At 53.7% G+C, this 21,369-nt stretch carries 20 protein-coding genes; 19 read left to right on the top strand and 1 reads right to left on the bottom strand.

Annotation, left to right across the window (positions count from 1 at the left end; all coding sequences use genetic code 11):
• Positions 1-19: 19 nt before the first annotated feature.
• A complete protein-coding gene (locus QMZ30_RS08480) occupies positions 20-1,303 on the bottom strand; it encodes a citrate synthase (protein ID WP_039330443.1) in 1,284 nt (427 codons plus the stop codon).
• A gap of 594 nt (positions 1,304-1,897) precedes the next feature.
• On the opposite strand from QMZ30_RS08480, the gene sdhC reads away from it, so the two are divergent.
• The 19 genes from sdhC to cpoB all read left to right on the top strand — a co-directional run bounded on the left by sdhC (position 1,898) and on the right by cpoB (position 21,207).
• A complete protein-coding gene (gene sdhC / locus QMZ30_RS08485) occupies positions 1,898-2,329 on the top strand; it encodes a succinate dehydrogenase cytochrome b556 subunit (protein ID WP_176505733.1) in 432 nt (143 codons plus the stop codon).
• On the top strand, positions 2,323-2,670 hold the full coding sequence (gene sdhD / locus QMZ30_RS08490; protein ID WP_039330441.1) for a succinate dehydrogenase membrane anchor subunit: 348 nt from the start codon (positions 2,323-2,325) through the stop codon (positions 2,668-2,670). The genes sdhC and sdhD overlap by 7 nt, the downstream gene beginning before the upstream one ends.
• A complete protein-coding gene (gene sdhA, locus QMZ30_RS08495) occupies positions 2,671-4,437 on the top strand; it encodes a succinate dehydrogenase flavoprotein subunit (RefSeq protein ID WP_039330439.1) in 1,767 nt (588 codons plus the stop codon).
• A gap of 14 nt (positions 4,438-4,451) precedes the next feature.
• A complete protein-coding gene (locus QMZ30_RS08500) occupies positions 4,452-5,168 on the top strand; it encodes a succinate dehydrogenase iron-sulfur subunit (protein ID WP_039330437.1) in 717 nt (238 codons plus the stop codon).
• Between the two features lie 208 nt (positions 5,169-5,376).
• Positions 5,377-8,184 (top strand): 2-oxoglutarate dehydrogenase E1 component, encoded by a 2,808-nt coding sequence (sucA, locus tag QMZ30_RS08505; RefSeq protein ID WP_039330436.1) that lies wholly within the window; start codon positions 5,377-5,379, stop codon positions 8,182-8,184.
• A 15-nt stretch (positions 8,185-8,199) separates the two neighbouring features.
• Complete coding sequence (gene odhB / locus QMZ30_RS08510; RefSeq protein ID WP_283227017.1) at positions 8,200-9,417, top strand: 2-oxoglutarate dehydrogenase complex dihydrolipoyllysine-residue succinyltransferase; 1,218 nt, start codon at positions 8,200-8,202, stop codon at positions 9,415-9,417.
• A gap of 61 nt (positions 9,418-9,478) precedes the next feature.
• Positions 9,479-10,645: an ADP-forming succinate--CoA ligase subunit beta gene (sucC, locus tag QMZ30_RS08515; RefSeq protein WP_034829153.1), complete on the top strand. Its 1,167-nt coding sequence runs from the start codon at positions 9,479-9,481 to the stop codon at positions 10,643-10,645.
• Entirely contained in the window at positions 10,645-11,520 is an 876-nt protein-coding gene (gene sucD, locus QMZ30_RS08520) for a succinate--CoA ligase subunit alpha (RefSeq protein WP_034829155.1), read from the top strand. Before sucC ends, sucD begins: the two co-directional genes overlap by 1 nt.
• A 681-nt stretch (positions 11,521-12,201) precedes the next feature.
• Complete coding sequence (cydA, locus tag QMZ30_RS08525) at positions 12,202-13,773, top strand: cytochrome ubiquinol oxidase subunit I (protein ID WP_058972621.1); 1,572 nt, start codon at positions 12,202-12,204, stop codon at positions 13,771-13,773.
• 11 nt (positions 13,774-13,784) lie between these two features.
• The gene (cydB, locus tag QMZ30_RS08530) at positions 13,785-14,924 is read left to right on the top strand and encodes a cytochrome d ubiquinol oxidase subunit II (protein WP_283227018.1); all 1,140 of its coding nucleotides are present in this window, start codon (positions 13,785-13,787) and stop codon (positions 14,922-14,924) included.
• A 15-nt stretch (positions 14,925-14,939) separates the two neighbouring features.
• Positions 14,940-15,053, top strand: coding sequence for a cytochrome bd-I oxidase subunit CydX (gene cydX, locus QMZ30_RS08535; RefSeq protein ID WP_058962355.1), 114 nt, complete (start codon positions 14,940-14,942; stop codon positions 15,051-15,053).
• Positions 15,053-15,346 carry a cyd operon protein YbgE gene (gene ybgE / locus QMZ30_RS08540; protein WP_283227019.1) on the top strand — a complete coding sequence of 98 codons (294 nt, stop codon included), beginning with the start codon at positions 15,053-15,055 and terminating at the stop codon, positions 15,344-15,346. Before cydX ends, ybgE begins: the two co-directional genes overlap by 1 nt.
• Positions 15,347-15,533: 187 nt before the next feature.
• On the top strand, positions 15,534-15,956 hold the full coding sequence (gene ybgC, locus QMZ30_RS08545; RefSeq protein ID WP_202404442.1) for a tol-pal system-associated acyl-CoA thioesterase: 423 nt from the start codon (positions 15,534-15,536) through the stop codon (positions 15,954-15,956).
• A complete protein-coding gene (tolQ, locus tag QMZ30_RS08550) occupies positions 15,953-16,639 on the top strand; it encodes a Tol-Pal system protein TolQ (protein WP_283227020.1) in 687 nt (228 codons plus the stop codon). Before ybgC ends, tolQ begins: the two co-directional genes overlap by 4 nt.
• Positions 16,640-16,652: 13 nt before the next feature.
• Positions 16,653-17,081 carry a colicin uptake protein TolR gene (gene tolR / locus QMZ30_RS08555; RefSeq protein ID WP_034829164.1) on the top strand — a complete coding sequence of 143 codons (429 nt, stop codon included), beginning with the start codon at positions 16,653-16,655 and terminating at the stop codon, positions 17,079-17,081.
• Between the two features lie 25 nt (positions 17,082-17,106).
• Positions 17,107-18,393, top strand: coding sequence for a cell envelope integrity protein TolA (gene tolA / locus QMZ30_RS08560; protein WP_283227021.1), 1,287 nt, complete (start codon positions 17,107-17,109; stop codon positions 18,391-18,393).
• 116 nt (positions 18,394-18,509) lie between these two features.
• A complete protein-coding gene (gene tolB / locus QMZ30_RS08565; RefSeq protein WP_039330409.1) occupies positions 18,510-19,805 on the top strand; it encodes a Tol-Pal system beta propeller repeat protein TolB in 1,296 nt (431 codons plus the stop codon).
• A 64-nt stretch (positions 19,806-19,869) separates the two neighbouring features.
• Entirely contained in the window at positions 19,870-20,385 is a 516-nt protein-coding gene (gene pal, locus QMZ30_RS08570; protein ID WP_039330408.1) for a peptidoglycan-associated lipoprotein Pal, read from the top strand.
• Positions 20,386-20,394: 9 nt separating this feature from the next.
• On the top strand, positions 20,395-21,207 hold the full coding sequence (cpoB, locus tag QMZ30_RS08575; RefSeq protein WP_283227022.1) for a cell division protein CpoB: 813 nt from the start codon (positions 20,395-20,397) through the stop codon (positions 21,205-21,207).
• Positions 21,208-21,369 lie beyond the last annotated feature (162 nt).

The raw sequence follows: 21,369 nt of genomic DNA on the forward strand, positions 1-21,369 counted from the left end.
GATAACCCGCCCTCTGTTTTTATTTCTTCAGCGCCGAAGTGAATGGACGCTCGGTGTAACCGGTATACAGCTGACGCGGACGCGCAATCTTCATGCCTTCGTCGTGCATCTCTTTCCAGTGTGCAATCCAACCCACGGTACGCGCCATCGCGAAGATCACGGTAAACATGGAAGACGGAATGCCCATCGCTTTCAGAATAATGCCAGAGTAGAAATCGACGTTTGGATAAAGTTTACGTTCGATGAAGTACGGGTCGTTCAGCGCAATGTGTTCCAGCTCCATCGCCACTTCCAGCAGATCATCTTTCATGCCCAATTCGTTCAGCACTTCGTGACAGGTTTCACGCATCACAGTGGCGCGCGGGTCATAGTTTTTATAAACACGGTGACCAAAGCCCATCAGGCGGAATGAATCGTTTTTGTCTTTCGCACGACGCACGAACTCTGGAATGTGATCCACAGTACTGATCTCTTCCAGCATGCGCAGGGTGGCTTCGTTGGCGCCGCCGTGAGCCGGTCCCCACAGAGAAGCAATACCGGCCGCGATACAGGCAAACGGGTTCGCACCAGAAGAACCGGCGGTACGCACGGTGGAGGTGGAGGCGTTCTGCTCATGGTCGGCGTGCAGGATCAGAATACGGTCCATGGCGCGTTCCAGCACCGGATTCACTTTGTACTCTTCACATGGTGTAGCGAACATCATGTGCAGGAAGTTACCAGCATAGGACAAGTCGTTGCGTGGATACACAAACGGCTGGCCGATGGAATATTTGTAGCACATGGCTGCCATGGTCGGCATTTTCGACAACAGACGGAAAGCGGCGATTTCGCGGTGACGTTCAATATTGACGTCTAAAGAGTCGTGATAAAACGCGGCCAACGCGCCTGTTACGCCACACATTACCGCCATTGGATGCGAATCGCGGCGGAAACCATGGAACAGTCGGGTGATTTGTTCGTGAATCATGGTGTGGCGGGTAACGGTAGTGCGGAACTCTTCGAACTGGGCCTGGGTCGGGGCTTCACCATTCAGCAGGATGTAACACACTTCGAGATAGTTGGAGTGGGTTGCCAGCTCAGAAATCGGGAATCCGCGGTGTAACAGAATGCCTTCATCACCATCGATAAAGGTGATTTTAGATTCGCATGACGCAGTAGAGGTAAAGCCGGGATCAAAAGTGAACAGGCCATGTGAGCCCAAGGCGCGGACATCAACAACATCTTGTCCCAGCGTACCTTGCATCACATCCAGTTCAACGGAAGCGTTATCTTGTAGGGTTAGCGTCACTTTTTTATCTGTCATTTTTCGTCTCCATAGCGCCTTAGTAGGTAAGGATCTTAGACACCAGAATAGCCTTCATGTTGTGTAAAACCACAATCTTCACAGTATCACTCTGCGGTAACGTTTGTCGTGCAGGGTTACAGAGCTAAAGATGCGTTAGGGCCAGTCGGTGGCGTTCGGGCATGACATGCTGAACAGCGCGGATGTTAAAGATCCTGTCACGACATAACTTCTTGGTAACCAATAACCTGATGCTTTGTGTTGCTCGTAATGGCAATGTTACATAACTTGAGCTTAGGGGAAAGTGTATCCCCATAACTTTTGTGCATCATAGGGCTTTAATGCGTTTGTTTGTAACTGAAATGTTGATCTTTTGTCAAATCAGACAATTAAAAATGTATGAATTGTGAAATTCGTGAGGGTGATCACTGTTCAGCTTAAATGTGACCAAAGAGATTGTAGGGGAATTGTAATCAGAATGTGATCCTCCTATACTGCGGCCAGGTCTCCGGAATACCCTGACACCAGGAGCCACCCAGCGTTTTACCCGCGTCACATAACACTGGATGTTGCTATTTTGGTGGCGGTTGCAGTCTGAACACGCGCTGTGCTCTGATGCGACTCAGGTCCGGAGGAAGCAAAATAAAAAAGAGCTGTGTGGGCAAAACCGTGAAAAAACAAAGACCTGTTAACTTGGATCTCTCGACGATCCGGTTTCCCGTTACTGCAATATCGTCCATTCTCCACCGCGTCTCCGGCGTGATTACCTTTGTCGCTCTCGGAATTCTGCTCTGGTTACTGGGTCTCTCTCTCTCTTCTCCTGAAGGCTTCCAGCAAGCGGCGTCCATCATGGACAGCTTCTTCGCCAAATTCATCATGTGGGGCATCCTGACTGCACTGGCGTATCACGTCGTGGGCGGAATTCGTCATATGCTGGCTGATTTTGGCTTCATGGAAGAAACCCTGCAGGTGGGAACCCGTTCCGCGCAAGCGGCTTTTGGTATCACTGTCGTGCTCTCAATTTTGGCTGGAGTCCTCGTATGGTAAGCAATGCTTCTGCATTAGGACGCAACGGTATTCATGACTGGCTGTTACTGCGTGCTGCTGCAATCTTAATGACGCTCTACATCATCTACCTGCTTGGCTTTGTGGTGATGACCGGCACCCTGACCTATGACAACTGGCACGGCTTCTTCGCCTCTGCCTTCACCAAAGTGTTTACGATACTGACGCTGTTCTCGATCCTGGTCCACGGCTGGATTGGCATGTGGCAGGTCCTGACCGACTACGTTAAACCGGTAGCAACCCGTTTGCTGCTGCAGTTTGTGATTGTGGTCGCGCTGTTGTCGTACGCCGTTTATGGAATTGTTGTTGTGTGGGGTGTGTAAATGAGTTTGCCAGTCAGAGAATTTGATGCCGTGGTGATCGGCGCGGGTGGCGCGGGAATGCGTGCGGCTCTGCAAATCTCCCAATCGGGCCAGACCTGTGCCCTGTTATCTAAAGTCTTCCCGACCCGTTCTCATACCGTATCTGCGCAGGGCGGTATCACCGTTGCGCTGGGTAACACCCATGACGATAACTGGGAATGGCATATGTATGACACCGTCAAAGGTTCCGACTACATCGGTGACCAGGACGCGATCGAATATATGTGTCACGTCGGTCCAGAAGCAATTCTGGAACTGGAACACATGGGTCTGCCTTTCTCACGTCTTGATGACGGCCGCGTGTATCAGCGTCCGTTTGGTGGTCAGTCGAAAAACTTCGGCGGTGAGCAGGCGGCGCGTACCGCTGCGGCAGCCGACCGTACGGGCCACGCACTGCTGCATACTCTGTATCAGCAGAACCTGAAAAACAAAACCACCATCTTCTCCGAGTGGTATGCGCTGGATCTGGTGAAAAACGAAGACGGCGCGATTGTTGGCTGTACCGCAATCTGCATGGAAACCGGCGAAACCGTCTACTTCAAAGCCAAAGCCACTATCCTGGCAACCGGCGGCGCGGGTCGTATTTATCAGTCCACCACCAATGCTCACATCAACACCGGTGACGGCGTTGGTATGGCGCTGCGTGCGGGCGTACCCGTGCAGGATATGGAAATGTGGCAGTTCCACCCAACCGGCATCGCCGGTGCGGGCGTGTTGGTTACCGAAGGGTGCCGCGGTGAGGGTGGTTACCTGCTGAACAAACACGGTGAACGCTTCATGGAACGTTACGCGCCGAACGCCAAAGATCTGGCCGGTCGTGACGTAGTTGCCCGTTCGATGATGGTTGAAATTCGTGAAGGTCGTGGTTGCGATGGTCCATGGGGCCCGCATATCAAACTGAAACTCGACCATCTGGGTGCCGAAGTGCTGGAATCTCGCCTGCCGGGTATCCTGGAACTGTCGCGTACCTTTGCTCACGTCGATCCGATTAAAGAGCCGATTCCGGTTATCCCTACCTGTCACTACATGATGGGCGGCGTGCCGACCAAAGTCACCGGTCAGGCGCTGCGCGTGAACGAGCAGGGCGAAGATGAAGTGATTCCGGGCCTGTTCGCAGTAGGCGAAATCGCCTGCGTATCGGTACACGGCGCTAACCGTCTGGGCGGTAACTCACTGCTGGACCTGGTGGTATTCGGTCGTGCGGCCGGTGTGCATCTGCTGGAATGTATTGAAGAGCAGGGCGAACTGCGTGAAGCCACGCAGGAAAACATCGATGCCGCTATGGCGCGTTTCAATCGCTGGGAAAACAACACCACGGGTGAAGACCCGGTTGAAATCCGCAAAGCGTTGCAGCGCTGCATGCAGAACAACTTCTCGGTGTTCCGTGAAGGTGACGCGATGCGTGAAGGTCTGGAAGAGCTGAAAGTGATTCGTGAACGCTTGAAGTCAGCGCGTCTTGATGACCGTTCGCCAGATTTCAACACGCAGCGTATCGAATGCCTTGAGCTGGATAACCTGATGGAAACCGCTTACGCCACTGCGGTTGCCGCTAACTTCCGTACCGAAAGCCGTGGCGCTCACAGCCGCTTCGACTACCCGGAACGTGATGATGCCAACTGGCTGTGCCACAGCCTCTATGTTCCGCAAACGGAAAGCATGACGCGCCGTGAGGTGAACATGCAACCGAAACTGCGTGCGGCCTTCCCGCCGAAAGCGCGTACCTACTAATTGCGGAGATCATCATGAGACTCGAATTTTCTATCTATCGTTACAACCCGGAAGTCGATGACAAACCGCGGATGCAGGAGTACACCCTGGAATCCGAAGATGGTCGCGACATGATGCTGCTGGACGCGTTGATCCGTTTGAAAGAGAAGGACCCAACGCTGGCCTTCCGTCGCTCATGCCGTGAAGGCGTGTGTGGTTCAGACGGCCTGAATATGAACGGCAAAAATGGTCTGGCTTGTATCACGCCGGTCTCGGCGCTGGGCAACGGCACCAAGAAAATTGTTATCCGTCCACTGCCTGGTCTGCCGGTTATCCGCGACCTGGTGGTAGATATGGGGCAATTCTACGCGCAGTATGAGAAGATTAAGCCTTTCTTGTTGAATAATGGAGAAAATCCTCCAGCGCGTGAGCATCTGCAGAGCCCCGCAGAGCGTGAGCATCTGGATGGTTTGTACGAGTGTATTCTGTGTGCGTGTTGCTCAACCTCGTGCCCATCATTCTGGTGGAACCCAGACAAGTTCATCGGTCCGGCTGGCCTGCTGGCAGCGTATCGTTTCCTGATCGACAGCCGCGATACCGAAACGGATGCGCGTCTCGACAACATGAACGATGCTTTCAGTGTATTCCGCTGTCACAGCATCATGAACTGTGTGAGCGTGTGCCCAAAAGGACTAAACCCAACGCGTGCCATCGGTCATATTAAATCTATGCTGCTGCAACGCGGGGCGTAATAAACAGAAGTCACTGTCCGGGAACTGAGGTTCCCGGCAGTTTACGGAAGCCTCTATAAGCGCGGTACTGACCACGCTTATAAAGGTTCCCTTACGGGCCAGGCGGCTATTGCGCACAGGTTCGTATCGCTGAACTCACTACGGCAAGCCGCGAAAGCGGCAACAAATGAAACCTCATAAAAAGCAGATTAATGCTTAAGGGATCACAATGCAGAACAGCGCGATGAAACCCTGGCTGGACTCCTCCTGGCTGGCCGGCGCGAACCAATCCTACATAGAGCAACTCTATGAGGATTTCCTGACCGATCCTGACTCAGTTGATGAAATGTGGCGCGAGCTGTTCCAACAGCTGCCCGGCACTGGCGTGAAACCTGAGCAATTTCACTCCACCACGCGTGATTACTTCCGCCGCCTGGCAAAAGATGCGACCCGTTACACATCCTCAGTCACCGATCCGGCCACCAATTCCAAACAGGTTAAAGTGCTGCAGCTGATCAATGCGTTCCGCTTCCGCGGCCATCAGCACGCTAACCTCGATCCGCTTGGCCTGTGGAAACAGGATCGCGTGGCGGATCTTGACCCGGCTTATCACGACCTGACCGACGCCGATTTTCAGGAAAGCTTTAACGTAGGCTCTTTTGCCATCGGCAAAGAGACCATGAAGCTGGCTGATCTGTTCGCGGCACTGCAGCAGACTTATTGTGGCTCGATTGGTGCAGAGTACATGCACATCAACAACACCGATGAGAAGCGCTGGATCCAGCAGCGTCTTGAATCCGTGGTGGGCCATGCGTCTTTCAGCAGCGACGAGAAAAAAGGTTTCCTGAAAGAGCTGACTGCGGCAGAAGGTCTGGAAAAATACCTTGGTGCAAAATTCCCTGGCGCGAAACGCTTCTCGCTGGAAGGCGGTGATGCACTGGTGCCGATGCTGCGCGAAATGATTCGTCATGCGGGCAAAAGCGGTACGCGTGAGGTGGTACTGGGGATGGCGCACCGTGGCCGTCTCAACGTGCTGATCAACGTACTGGGTAAAAAGCCGCAGGATCTGTTCGACGAATTCTCTGGCAAGCACAAAGAGCACCTCGGCACCGGCGACGTGAAGTACCACATGGGCTTCTCATCTGACGTGGAAACCGAAGGCGGCCTGGTACACCTGGCGCTGGCGTTCAACCCGTCGCACCTTGAAATCGTTAGCCCGGTAGTCATGGGCTCGGTGCGTGCGCGTCTGGATCGTCTGGCTGAGCCAAGCAGCAACAAAGTTCTGCCGATCACCATCCACGGTGACGCCGCGGTCATTGGTCAGGGTGTGGTGCAAGAAACCCTGAACATGTCGCAGGCGCGTGGTTATGAAGTGGGCGGTACCGTTCGCATCGTCATCAACAACCAGGTTGGCTTTACCACCTCCAACCCGAAAGATGCACGTTCAACGCCTTACTGTACTGACATCGGTAAAATGGTTCTGGCCCCGATCTTCCACGTGAACGCGGATGACCCGGAAGCCGTTGCCTTCGTGACGCGCCTGGCGCTGGACTACCGTAATACCTTCAAACGCGATGTGTTTATCGATCTGGTGTGTTATCGCCGTCACGGCCATAACGAAGCGGACGAGCCAAGTGCAACACAGCCGCTGATGTACCAGAAAATCAAAAAGCATCCAACGCCGCGTAAAATCTATGCCGATCAGCTGGAAAGCGAAGGCGTCGCAACGCTCGAAGATGCCACCGAGCTGGTCAATCTGTACCGCGATGCGTTGGATGAAGGCGAGTGCGTGGTGCCAGAATGGCGTCCGATGAGCCTGCACTCTTTCACCTGGTCGCCATATCTGAACCACGAGTGGGACGAAAGCTATCCAGAAACTGTCGAACTGAAGCGTGTGCAAGAACTGGCACGTCGCATCAGTAGCATTCCGGAAGCGGTCGAAGTGCAGTCGCGTGTCGCCAAGATCTACAACGATCGTAAAGAGATGGCGGAAGGCAACAAGCTGTTTGACTGGGGCGGCGCTGAGAACCTGGCGTATGCAACGCTGGTCGATGAAGGCATCCCGGTTCGTCTGTCAGGCGAAGACTCCGGTCGTGGCACCTTCTTCCACCGTCATGCGGTGATTCACAACCAGACCAACGGCTCAACCTATACGCCGCTGCACCATATCCATAATGGTCAGGGACAGTTCAAAGTCTGGGACTCCGTACTGTCTGAAGAAGCCGTACTGGCCTTTGAATACGGTTATGCCACGGCAGAACCGCGCGTGCTGACCATTTGGGAAGCGCAGTTCGGCGACTTCGCCAACGGTGCACAGGTGGTTATTGACCAGTTCATCAGCTCCGGCGAACAGAAGTGGGGCCGTATGTGTGGCCTGGTGATGCTGTTGCCGCATGGCTATGAAGGCCAGGGTCCAGAGCACTCCTCTGCACGTCTGGAACGTTATCTGCAACTCTGTGCTGAACAGAATATGCAGGTGTGCGTGCCTTCAACGCCTGCGCAGGTTTACCACATGTTGCGTCGTCAGGCGCTGCGCGGTATGCGTCGTCCACTGATTGTGATGTCACCGAAATCGCTGCTGCGCCACCCGCTGGCAGTCTCCACTCTGGAAGAACTGGCTAACGGTGCTTTCCAACCGGCGATTGGCGAGATCGACGATCTGGATCCGAAACAGGTGAAACGCGTCGTGATGTGTTCCGGTAAGGTTTATTACGATCTGCTTGAACAGCGTCGCAAGAATGAGCAGACCGATGTGGCCATCGTGCGTATCGAGCAGCTCTATCCGTTCCCGCACAAAGTGGTGCAGGACGTTCTGAAAAATTATGCACATGTGCAGGATTTTGTCTGGTGTCAGGAAGAGCCACTGAATCAGGGCGCATGGTATTGCAGTCAGCATCATTTCCGCGAAGTGGTTCCATTCGGTGCGTCACTGCGTTATGCAGGTCGTCCGGCTTCTGCTTCACCAGCCGTGGGCTACATGTCCGTACATCAACAACAGCAGCAAGACCTGGTTAACGACGCGCTGAACCTTGGTTAATTAAAAGGAAAGAAAATGAGTAGCGTAGAAATTCTGGTTCCCGATTTGCCTGAATCCGTAGCGGACGCAACGGTTGCAACCTGGCACAAAAAACCCGGCGACGCAGTGAGTCGCGATGAAGTACTGGTTGAGATTGAAACCGACAAAGTTGTGCTGGAAGTGCCTGCTTCAGCAGACGGCGTACTGGAAGCTGTGTTGGAAGATGAAGGCGCGACCGTGACCTCGCGTCAGCTGCTGGGTCGCCTGGTTGAAGGCAACAGCGGTGGTAAAGAGACCTCTGCGAAGGTAGAGAGCAAAGAAGCCACCCCAGAACAGCGTAAGACCGCTTCTCTGGAAGAAGAGAGCAACGATGCGCTGAGCCCAGCGGTTCGTCGCCTGATTGCGGAAAACAACCTCGACGCGAGCCAGATTAAAGGCACCGGCGTCGGCGGCCGTTTGACCCGCGAAGACGTAGAAAAACACGTGGCGAAGAAAGCAGATGGCGCGAAAGCGGCTCCTGCCGCTGCTGCTGCACCGCAGGCTGCTGTGGCTAACCGCAGCGAGAAGCGTGTACCAATGACGCGTCTGCGTAAGCGTGTGGCGGAGCGTCTGCTGGAAGCGAAAAACAGCACCGCGATGCTGACCACCTTCAACGAAATCAACATGAAGCCGATCATGGATCTGCGTAAGCAGTACGGCGACGCGTTTGAGAAACGTCACGGTGTGCGTCTGGGCTTCATGTCCTTCTACATCAAAGCGGTGGTTGAAGCACTGAAACGCTTCCCAGAAGTGAATGCGTCTATCGATGGCGAAGACGTGGTTTACCACAACTACTTCGACGTCAGCATCGCGGTTTCAACCCCGCGCGGTCTGGTGACCCCAGTGCTGAAAGATGTTGACGCGCTGAGCATGGCGGACATCGAGAAGAAAATTAAAGAACTGGCAGTGAAAGGCCGTGACGGCAAGCTGACAGTTGAAGAGCTGACGGGCGGTAACTTCACCATCACCAACGGTGGTGTGTTCGGTTCCCTGATGTCAACGCCGATCATCAACCCACCGCAGAGCGCCATCCTGGGTATGCACGCGATCAAAGAGCGCCCAATGGCGGTTAATGGTCAGGTGGTGATCCTGCCAATGATGTATCTGGCGCTCTCTTATGACCACCGTCTGATTGATGGTCGTGAATCCGTGGGCTACCTGGTCGCGGTCAAAGAGATGCTGGAAGATCCGGCGCGTCTGCTGCTGGATGTCTAATTTTCGCCGGGCGCACTGCATTTAAGTGCGCCCAAACTCATATCTGAATGGATAGAACATCATGAACTTACATGAATACCAGGCGAAGCAGCTGTTTGCTCGCTATGGCATGCCAGCTCCTACTGGTTACGCCTGCGCTACGCCACGTGAAGCAGAAGAAGCCGCCTCTAAAATTGGTGCGGGCCCGTGGGTAGTAAAATGTCAGGTTCATGCCGGTGGCCGCGGTAAAGCGGGCGGCGTGAAAGTGGTGAACAGCAAGGAAGATATCCGTGCATTTGCTGAGCATTGGTTGGGCAAGCGTCTGGTGACCTACCAAACTGATGCTGATGGTCAGCCAGTCAACCAGATTCTGGTTGAAGCCGCGACTGACATCGATCAGGAGCTGTATCTGGGTGCGGTTGTTGACCGTGCTACCCGTCGCGTGATCTTCATGGCTTCAACTGAAGGCGGCGTGGAAATTGAGAAAGTGGCGGAAGAAACCCCGCACCTGATCCACAAAATGGCGTTGGATCCGCTGGCAGGTCCACAGCCTTATCAAGGCCGTGAGTTGGCGTTCAAACTGGGTCTGTCTGGTAAGCAAGTCAGCCAGTTCACCAAAATCTTCATGGGTCTGGCGACCATGTTCCTGGAGCGCGACCTGGCGATGGTTGAGATCAACCCGCTGGTGATCACCAAGCAGGGCGACCTGATCTGCCTCGATGGCAAACTGGGCGCAGACGGTAACGCCCTGTTCCGTCAGCCTGAGCTGCGTGAAATGCGCGATCCAAGCCAGGAAGATCCACGTGAAGCACACGCAACGCAGTGGGAACTGAACTACGTTGCGCTGGATGGCAACATCGGCTGTATGGTGAACGGCGCCGGTCTGGCGATGGGCACCATGGACATCGTGAAACACCACGGTGGTCAGCCAGCTAACTTCCTGGATGTTGGCGGCGGCGCAACTAAAGAGCGCGTGACCGAAGCCTTCAAAATCATCCTGTCTGACGATGCCGTTAAAGCGGTATTCGTTAACATCTTCGGCGGCATCGTGCGTTGCGACCTGATCGCAGACGGCATCATCGGTGCTGTGGCAGAAGTGGGTGTGAACGTGCCAGTCGTGGTACGTCTGGAAGGTAACAACGCCGAGCTGGGCGCGAAGAAACTGGCCGACAGCGGTCTGAACATCATTGCAGCAACCAGCCTGACAGACGCAGCGCAGCGTGTTGTTGCTGCCGCGGAGGGTAAATAATGTCCATTCTTATCGACAAAAACACCAAAGTCATTTGCCAGGGTTTCACCGGCGGTCAGGGGACTTTCCACTCTGAGCAGGCTTTGGCCTATGGTACGCAGCTGGTTGGCGGTGTGACGCCAGGCAAAGGCGGCACCACGCATCTGGGTCTGCCAGTCTTTAACACCGTGCGTGAAGCGGTAGAAGCCACTGGCGCGACCGCGACCGTGATCTACGTTCCAGCACCTTTCTGCAAAGACGGTATCCTGGAAGCGATCGACGCAGGCATCAAACTGATCATCACCATCACCGAAGGTATCCCGACACTGGATATGCTGACCGTGAAAGTGAAGCTGGATGAAGCTGGTGTGCGCATGATCGGCCCGAACTGCCCAGGCGTGATCACCCCAGGCGAATGTAAGATCGGTATCATGCCTGGTCACATTCACCAGCCGGGCCGTGTAGGTATCGTGTCGCGTTCAGGCACCCTGACCTATGAAGCGGTTAAGCAGACCACTGACATCGGCTACGGCCAGTCAACCTGCGTCGGTATCGGGGGTGACCCGATCCCGGGCTCTAACTTCATCGATATCCTGAAAATGTTCCAGGACGATCCACAGACTGAAGTGATCGTGATGATCGGTGAGATCGGTGGTAGCGCAGAAGAAGAAGCCGCTGCCTTCATCAAAGAGCACGTGACCAAGCCAGTTGTTGGCTACATCGCGGGTGTGACTGCACCGAAAGGCAAACGTATGGGTCACGCAGGCGCCATCATTGCCGGTGGTAAAGGTACAGCGGATGAGAAGTTTGCTGCGCTGGAAGCTGCCGGTGTGAAAACCGTGCGCAGCCTGGCTGACATTGGTGACGCGGTTAAAGCGGTTCTGCCAATCAAATAAGCCATCACGTTGTGATGCCAAGAGGCCACCTTCGGGTGGCCTTTTTTTGTCTGAAGAGACAGCGATCGCTTAGACACGCAAAAAGCAGGGGAAAAAAGGCAACGGGTTGAAAATCCGCGGCTATGCTTACGGTGTTGGTTAAGTAAAGAAAGGAAAAAAGGCGTGATTTATGAAGAGAAATTAACGCACTACATCTCGTATGAAGGTTAATAAAATGCGGGAAAAGTAATTATTTTCTTAATTACATCACCCGTTTATGACAACTAATTAACAACGATTCTAACACTACACATCTGGAAAATTATTGTGTTAATCCAGATCAATAAAACGCGAGATATAACAAACTTTACTGCTGGCTTCACGCACGGCAAACGGTATAAATTGCGCTGCATCAATTCAGTCTTAATCGTCATTTTTCAGGAGTTTGTGTCAGGCGTTGCTCGCGCAATTCTGTCGCCTCCACTCATCACTCTCCTGCTCGACAAAGACTGAAGCGATCGGTTTTTCGGGGAATTTTCACCCCTGTTACTCTTTCATTTCGGGCTACAGATTTCTCTGTTCTGTCAGTAATAAAACTGGAATCAATAATCAGTCGTTCCTGGATCTTATTCTGCACGTCAATGTTCGCTGTTTACCGTTGTCAGCCGCAGAGTAAATTCATGCGAGGAGCAAGGAGTCATCATGTTAGATATTGTCGAGCTGTCGCGTTTACAGTTTGCCCTGACGGCGATGTACCATTTCCTGTTCGTCCCTTTAACGCTGGGTATGGCGTTTTTGTTGGCGATCATGGAAACCGTATATGTCCTGACGGGGAAACAAATTTATAAAGATATGACCAAATTCTGGGGCAAGTTGTTTGGTATCAACTTTGCGCTGGGTGTGGCAACCGGTCTGACCATGGAATTTCAGTTCGGGACCAACTGGTCATACTATTCACACTACGTCGGCGATATCTTTGGTGCGCCGCTGGCCATCGAAGGCCTGATGGCGTTCTTCCTCGAATCCACCTTTGTTGGTTTGTTCTTCTTTGGATGGGATCGTCTCGGTAAAGTCCAGCACCTTGCCGTGACCTGGCTGGTGGCGCTCGGTTCCAATATGTCTGCACTGTGGATTTTGGTGGCGAACGGCTGGATGCAAAACCCGATTGCCTCTGAGTTCAATTTCGAAACCATGCGTATGGAGATGGTGAGCTTCTCCGAGCTGGTGCTTAACCCGGTTGCGCAAGTGAAGTTCGTTCACACCGTGGCGGCGGGCTATACCGCCGGTGCGATGTTTGTGCTGGGCATCAGTGCCTGGTATCTGCTTAAAGGTCGTGATGTGGCCTTTGCCAAGCGCTCATTCGGTATTGCCGCCAGCTTCGGTATGGCGGCGATTCTGTCTGTGATCGTGCTGGGTGATGAATCTGGTTACGAAATGGGTGACGTGCAAAAAACCAAACTGGCCGCCATTGAAGCGGAGTGGGAAACGCAACCGGCACCGGCTGCGTTCACGCTGTTTGGTATCCCTGACCAAGATTCACAAGAGAACAAGTACGCGATTCAGATCCCTTATTTACTGGGCCTGATCGCCACACGTTCCGTGGATACGCCGGTCACCGGGCTGAAAGATCTGCTGTCACAACATGAAGTGCGTATTCGCAACGGCATGAAAGCGTATGCGTTGCTGAATGAACTGCGCGCGGGCAGCAAAGATCCTGCGGTTCGTACTGAATTTGAAGCCAGTAAACAGGATCTGGGCTATGGCTTGCTGCTGAAGCGTTATACCCCGGATGTGGCAAACGCCACCGAAGCGCAGATTCAGAAAGCAACACAGGACTCAATCCCTCGCGTTGCGCCGCTCTACTTTGCCTTCCGCATTATGGTGCTGTGTGGCGTACTGCTGCTGGGCATTATCGCGCTGTCATTCCTGAGCGTGATTCGTAACCGTATTGGTAAGAGCCGCTGGCTGCTTAAAGCGGCACTGTACGGTATTCCGCTGCCGTGGATTGCCATCGAATCAGGTTGGTTCGTTGCCGAATACGGCCGTCAGCCGTGGGCGATTGGTGAAGTGCTGCCGACTGCGGTGGCGAACTCTTCACTGACTGTGGGCGATCTGCTGTTCTCGATGATCCTGATCTGCGGTCTCTACACGATTTTCCTGGTGGCGGAAATGTACCTGATGTTCAAATTTGCCCGCCTGGGTCCAAGCAGCCTGAAGACCGGCCGCTACCATCATGAGACCGTGAAAGCGGCTACTCAGCCAGCGCGTGGATAAGGAGAGCGACCATGTTTGATTACGAAGTATTGCGCTTTGTCTGGTGGCTGCTGATTGGCGTGCTGCTGATTGGCTTCGCCGTGACGGATGGCTTTGATATGGGCGTTGGCATGCTGACGCGCATTCTGGGCCGCACCGATACCGAACGTCGCATCATGATTAACAGCATCGCCCCGCATTGGGACGGCAACCAGGTATGGCTGATCACCGCCGGTGGTGCGCTGTTTGCTGCATGGCCGATGGTGTATGCCGCCGCGTTTTCCGGCTTCTATGTGGCGATGATTCTGGTGCTGGCTTCCCTGTTCTTCCGTCCGGTGGGTTTTGACTACCGCTCGAAGATTGAAGATATGCGCTGGCGCAACACTTGGGACTGGGGCATCTTCATCGGCAGCTTCGTGCCGCCGCTGGTGATTGGCGTGGCATTTGGCAACTTGCTGCAAGGGGTTCCTTTCCATGCAGATGAGTACTTGCGTCTGTTCTACACCGGTAACTTCTTCCAGTTACTGAATCCGTTCGGTCTCCTGGCGGGCGTGATCAGCGTCGCGATGATTCTGACGCAAGGTGCAACTTATCTACAGATGCGTACCACCGGTGATCTTCACTTGCGCTCACGCGGCACCGCGCAAATCAGTGCGTTGGTGATGATGGTGTGCTTCGTGTTAGCGGGCGTGTGGGTGAAATACGGCATTGATGGCTATGTGGTGAAAAGCGTCATTGATCACCATGCGGCATCCAACCCGTTGGGTAAAGAAGTGGTGCGTGAAGCCGGTGCCTGGCTGGTGAACTTTGAGCAGACGCCGATTCTGTGGTTGTTCCCAGTGTTAGGTGTGGTGCTGCCACTGTTAACCGTTCTTTGTTCGCGGATGGAGAAGGGCGCATGGGCGTTTATCTTCTCTTCACTGACACTGGCTTGCGTGATCATGACGGCGGGCATTGCGATGTTCCCGTTCATCATGCCTTCCAGCACCGTGCCGGGTACCAGCCTGACCATGTGGGATGCCACCTCAAGCCTACTGACGCTTAAAGTCATGACCTTCGCCGCCATCATTTTTGTCCCGATTATCCTCGCCTATACCGCGTGGTGTTATTACAAGATGTTTGGCCGTATCACCAAAGAACACATTGAGAGCAATACGCACTCCCTGTACTGATTAAGGAGATTGAGCATGTGGTATTTTGCCTGGATTCTTGGCACCCTGCTGGCCTGTGCGTTTGGCGTGATCACGGCGCTGGCTATCGAGCAAGCAGAAGAGAGTGGTGCGAAGGATAAACAGCACTGATGCGCACGCTGATTCAGACACTCTATCGTCTGATGGACAAGGGCCCATTACGGGCCCTTTCGTTGGTACTGGCGTTATGGCTGGCGGGGTGTGTCATTTGGCAACCCTCGCGCTTTGCTGCCCGCACCAGCGAGTTAGCTATCTGGCATGGATTACTGTTGATTTGGGCGGTGTGCGCCGGCGTAATTCATGGCACCGGTTTTCGTCCACTGCAAACGCGCTGGCGAGCGGTGTTCTCACCCCTGCCAGCGATGCTGGTGTTAGTTCTGGGGATTTATTGGTTTTATCATTAAGCACTGCGTATCCCCAATCCCTGCGTTTTTTGTCTAAATTCAGGTGCTGACGTGAGTTTTTGTCAGTACCTGGTCAAGAAATCTCCCAAAAATCCTTCCAGTTGTTAACGTGTGATAATTATTTTCTCCTGGCTCTGGCGGACCATTCCCAAGCCGATCTCACTTGCGTATAGTAGCAACGTTTAAAATGAGACCGGGATGTAGAGTGAGTACAACGCTGTTTCGCTGGCCGGTTCGTGTCTATTACGAAGACACCGATGCCGGTGGTGTGGTTTACCACGCCAGTTATCTTGCTTTCTATGAACGAGCACGTACCGAGATGTTGCGCCAGCACCATTTCAATCAACAAGCCCTGTTGGAAGAACAGGTGGCGTTTGTGGTACGACGCATGACGATAGACTTTGTTGCCGCAGCACGTCTTGACGATCTTCTGGATATCCAGAGTGAAGTGACCGCCATGACCCGCGCCACCATGACGTTCTCGCAGCGTATCGTGAATGCAGAAGGCAAAGTGCTGAATGAAGCAGAAGTCCTGATTGCCTGCATCAACCCACATCTAATGAAGCCGATTGCGCTTCCCAAGTCTATTGTCGCGGAGTTCAAGCAGTGACTGACATGAATGTTCTTGATTTGTTCCTGAAGGCGAGCCTTCTGGTCAAACTTATCATGTTGATTTTGATCGGCTTTTCTATTGCCTCCTGGGCGATCATTATTCAGCGCACGCGCATCCTGAATGCGGCGGGTCGTGAAGCCGAAGCCTTTGAAGATAAGTTCTGGTCAGGTATCGAGTTATCTCGCCTGTATCAGGAGAGCCAGGGGCGCCGTGATGAACTGGCCGGTTCCGAGCAAATTTTCTATTCGGGTTTTAAAGAGTTTGCCCGTTTACACCGTGCGAACAACCATGCACCGGAAGCGGTGGTGGAGGGCGCCAGCCGCGCGATGCGTATTTCCCTGAATCGCGAACTGGAAACGCTGGAAAATCATATTCCTTTCCTTGGCACTGTCGGTTCCATCAGCCCGTATATTGGTCTGTTTGGTACGGTGTGGGGGATCATGCACGCCTTTATCGCACTGGGTGCAGTGAAGCAAGCCACCTTGCAGATGGTTGCGCCGGGTATTGCCGAAGCGTTGATCGCGACGGCCATCGGTCTGTTCGCCGCGATTCCTGCCGTTATGGCGTACAACCGTCTGAACCAGCGTGTGAATAAGCTGGAGCAGGGCTACGACAACTTTATGGAAGAGTTCACGGCTATCCTGCATCGTCAGGCTTTCTCCACCGATAGCGCGAAGTAAGTCGAGGTTAACGATGGCCAGAACCCGTGGTCGCGGGCGCCGCGACCTTAAGTCGGAAATCAACATTGTTCCACTGCTGGACGTGCTGTTGGTACTGCTGCTCATCTTCATGGCAACTGCGCCGATTATTACTCAGAGCGTGGAAGTGGATTTGCCTGACGCGACCGACTCAAAAACGGTCTCAACGGATGATAATCCACCGGTCATTGTCGAAGTGGCTGGCGTAGGGCAGTACAGCCTGGTGGTGGATCACGATCGTATGACACAGCTACCGCCGGAACAGGTGGTGAGTGAAGCGCAGCGTCGCATCGAAGCCAATCCGAAGACCGTGTTCCTGATTGGTGGTGCGAAGGATGTGCCTTACGACGAAATCATCAAGGCGCTGAACCTGTTACATCAGGCTGGCGTGAAATCTGTCGGTTTGATGACACAGCCGATTTAAAGCGAACCGTTTTTGGGATCCGAGAGTGTCGAAGGTAACCGAGCAGAACGACAAATTAAAACGCGCGATAATCATTTCGGTGATTCTGCACATCGTGCTGATCGCCCTGCTGATTTGGAGCTCGTTTAACGAAAAGATCGAATCCAGCGGCGGCGGTGGCGGCAGTGATATTGATGCAGTGATGGTCGATTCCGGGGCCGTGGTTGAACAATATAACCGTCAGCAGAATCAGCAACGTGACAGCCAACGCGCTGAGCAACAGCGTCAGAAGCAGGCACAGCAGCAGGCCGAAGAGTTACAGCAGAAGCAGGCTGCCGAGCAGCAGCGTCTGAAAGAGATGGAAAAAGAGCGTTTGCAGGCCCAGCAGGAAGCCAAAGAGCAGGCGAAGCAGCAAGCTGAACAGCAGAAAGCCGCTGAGGCGGCGGCAAAGCAGGCTCAGGATCAGCAGAAAGCGGCCGAAGCGGCAGCAGCCAAAGCGAAAGCCGATGCGAAAGCGGAAGCAGATGCCCAGGCCAAAGCAGCAGCTGATGCGAAAGCCAAAGCCGTAGAAGAGGCGAAGCAGGCAGCAGCCGACGCGAAGAAGAAAGCGGAAGAGCAGGCGAAAGCGGCAGCGGCAGAAGCGGCGAAAGAGAAAGCCGTAGAGCAGGCGAAGGCAGCGGCGGAAGCAAAAGCGCAAGCGGCTGCTGAGGCCAAAGCGCAGGCTGCGGCAGACGCGAAGGCGAAAGCGGCTCAGGAAGCGAAAGAAGCCAAAGAGCAAGCAGCAGAAGAGGCGAAGGAAAAAGCCGCTGAAGCAGCGAAAGAGAAAGCTGCAGCAGAGGCAAAAGCCAAAGCCGATGCAGCTGCCAAGGCGAAAGCGGATGCTGCAGCGAAAGCCAAAGCGGCGGCCGATGCTAAGAAGAAAGCCGCTGCGGAAGCGGCCAAGAATGAAAGTGACGTTGATGACCTGTTAGGTGGCCTTTCTTCTGGTAAGAATGCACCGAAAAGTGGCACAGCTTCTGGCGGTGCGGCAGGGCAGGGGAATCAGAAAAAGGCTGGTGCGTCAGGCGCAGAGATTAACTCGTATATGGGGCAGGTTGTGGGAGCGATTCAGAGTCGTTTCTATGATGCTGATACTTATAAGGGTAAAGAGTGTAACCTGCGTATCAAACTGGCCCCGGATGGTTTGCTGATCGATGTTAAAGCAGAGGGCGGCGACCCTGCGTTGTGCCAGGCTGCAATTACTGCTGCGAAGCAGGCTCATATTCCTAAGCCGCCATCGCAAGCGGTGTATGAAGTGTTTAAAAACGCGCCAATGCGTTTCAAACCGGAATAATGCAGTAACCTACGGCAGGTTGAACTAAGGTTAGCTTGCCGTATTTTACGAGTACTCGTGTTTTTTCAGGAACTGTGCGAATTATCGTGAACTCAGGTTCAGGTAAGGGAGATAAGATGAAGCAGGCACTTCGTGTAACGTTAGGCTTTTTTGTACTGCTGTGGGCAGCGATGCTGCACGCAGAAGTACGTATTGAAATTACGCAGGGTGTGAATACCGCACGCCCAATCGGTGTGGTTCCGTTCAAATGGGCGGGCCCAGGCGCGGCACCAGAAGATGTGGGCGGGATTGTTTCCGCTGACTTACGTAACAGCGGTAAATTTAACCCGCTTGATCGTTCACGTCTGCCACAACAGCCGACCAGTGCGCAGGAAGTGCAACCTGCTGCCTGGAGCGCGTTGGGTATTGATGCCGTGGTTGTGGGGCAGGTGACGCCTAACCCAGATGGCAGTTATCAGGTTGCTTACCAGCTGGTGGATACCGGCGGTGCGCCAGGTACCGTACTGGCGCAGAACTCTTATAAAGTGACTAAGCAGTGGTTGCGCTATGCAGCGCACACCGCCAGTGATGAAGTGTTCGAGAAGCTGACCGGTATCAAAGGTGCCTTCCGTACGCGTATCGCTTACGTAGTTCAGACCAACGGCGGTCAGTTCCCGTATGAACTGCGCGTGTCTGACTACGACGGTTATAACCAGTTCGTGGTGCATCGCTCACCAGAGCCATTGATGTCACCGGCCTGGTCACCAGACGGCAGCAAAGTGGCATACGTGACCTTCGAGAGCGGTAAATCGGCTCTGGTGGTGCAGACGCTGGCCAACGGTGCGATTCGTCAGGTTGCTTCTTACCCACGCCACAACGGTGCTCCGGCCTTCTCGCCGGATGGTTCTAAGCTGGCCTTTGCGCTGTCTAAAACCGGTAGCCTGAATTTGTATGTGATGGATCTGGCTTCAGGTCAGACGCGTCAGGTGACTGATGGTCGTTATAACAGCACCGAACCGACCTGGTTCCCGGATAGCCAGACACTGGCTTATACCTCGGATCAGGCGGGTGCGCCTCAGATTTATAAGATTGGTATTAACGGCGGTGCGCCACAACGTATTACCTGGGAAGGTGCTCAGAACCAGGATGCGGATGTGTCTTCCGACGGCAAAACGATGGTGATGATCAGCAGCGCCGGTGGTGCTCAGCATGTCGCCAAACAGGATCTGGTAACGGGAGCCGTTCAAACAATAACGGACACGTTCCTGGATGAGACGCCAAGTCTGGCGCCTAACGGCACGATGGTAATCTATAGCTCTACTCAGGGGATGGGTTCCGTGTTGCAGTTGGTTTCAACAGATGGGCGTTTCAAAGCGCGTCTTCCGGCAACCGATGGACAGGTCAAATTCCCTGCCTGGTCGCCGTATCTGTAATGCATAGGTCCCCTGCATAGCGGGGGATAACCATGTATAGCAAACAAAATAATAGGATAAAGAAATGCAACTGAACAAAGTGCTGAAGGGTTTGATGCTGGCTCTGCCGGTAATCGCGGTAGCTGCATGTAGCTCACACAAAAACAACAACAACGACCAGACTGGTATGGGCGCAGACAACGGCGCTTACGGTGCTGGCCAGAACGGTAACATGTCTTCTGACGAGCAAGCGCGTCTGCAGATGCAGCAGCTGCAGCAGAACAATATCGTTTACTTCGGTCTGGATAAGTATGACGTCGCTTCTGACTACGCTCAGATGCTGGATCAGCACGCAGCATTCCTGCGTGGTAACCCGTCTTACAAAGTGACCATCGAAGGTCACGCGGATGAGCGCGGTACCCCAGAGTACAACATCGCCCTGGGCGAGCGTCGTGCTAACGCCGTTAAGATGTATCTGCAGGGTAAAGGCGTGTCTGCTGACCAGATGTCTATCGTTTCTTACGGTAAAGAAAAACCAGCTGTACTGGGTCATGACGAAGCGGCTTACGCTAAAAACCGTCGTGCCGTACTGGTTTACTAAGAGCATCATATGATGAGTAACTTCAGACTTCATTTGTTGAGTCTGTCGTTACTGGTTGGCGTAGCGGCTCCTTGGGCCGCTATTGCCCAAGCGTCAATCAGTAGCGTTGGCTCAGGCTCGGTCGAAGACCGTGTCACCAATCTTGAACGTATCTCTAATGCCCAGGCTCAGCTTCTGCAGCAATTGCAGCAGCAGATGAGTGACAACCAAAGCGATATCGATTCGCTGCGCGGCCAAATCCAACAGAACAGCTATCAACTTAATCAGGTGATTGAGCGCCAGAAGCAGCTTTATCAGCAGATTGATAGTCTGAGCAGTGGGAGTAACGGTGCACAGGCGAGCGGTGGCGGTGATGCCGCAGCGGCGGGAGCAGCAGCAGGTGCTGCGGGAAACGCTGATGCAGGCGGTAGCAATGCAAGTGGAAGTTCCGCTGCCCCTGCACAAACCGGCGATGCCAATACCGATTACAATGCTGCCGTCGCGCTGATTCTGGAGAAGAAGCAGTTCGATCAGGCCATTACTGCCCTGCAGGCGTGGGTGAAGAAGTATCCTGACTCCACGTATCAACCGAACGCCAATTATTGGCTGGGTCAGTTGTATTACAACAAGGGTAAGAAGGACGATGCCGCATATTATTTTGCCACTGTGGTGAAGAACTATGCGAAGTCGCCGAAGGCCCCAGAAGCGTTGTTTAAGGTTGGCGTGATCATGCAAGAGAAGAACGATACGGCGAAAGCTAAAGCGGTCTATCAACAAGTGATCAAACAATTCCCAAGCAGCGAATCTGCCAAGCTGGCGCAAAAGCGTCTCGCTGGGATGTAATTTGTGCAGCAATGACCGGATTTCGTATGATTTCTGGTCTTGCAGCATGAAAGGTAAGCAATTGAGTGATTTGGTGAGAAATAAGGGTTGCGCCCTCCCGCTAAATCAGTAATATATGCCGCCGTTGCCCGGGCAGTTTAACAAAGCGTCCGGCAGCCTGAA

The sequence above is a fragment of the Pantoea sp. EA-12 genome, from assembly GCF_030053355.1.
In the GTDB taxonomy this organism is placed as follows: Bacteria; Pseudomonadota; Gammaproteobacteria; order Enterobacterales; family Enterobacteriaceae; genus Pantoea; species Pantoea vagans_C.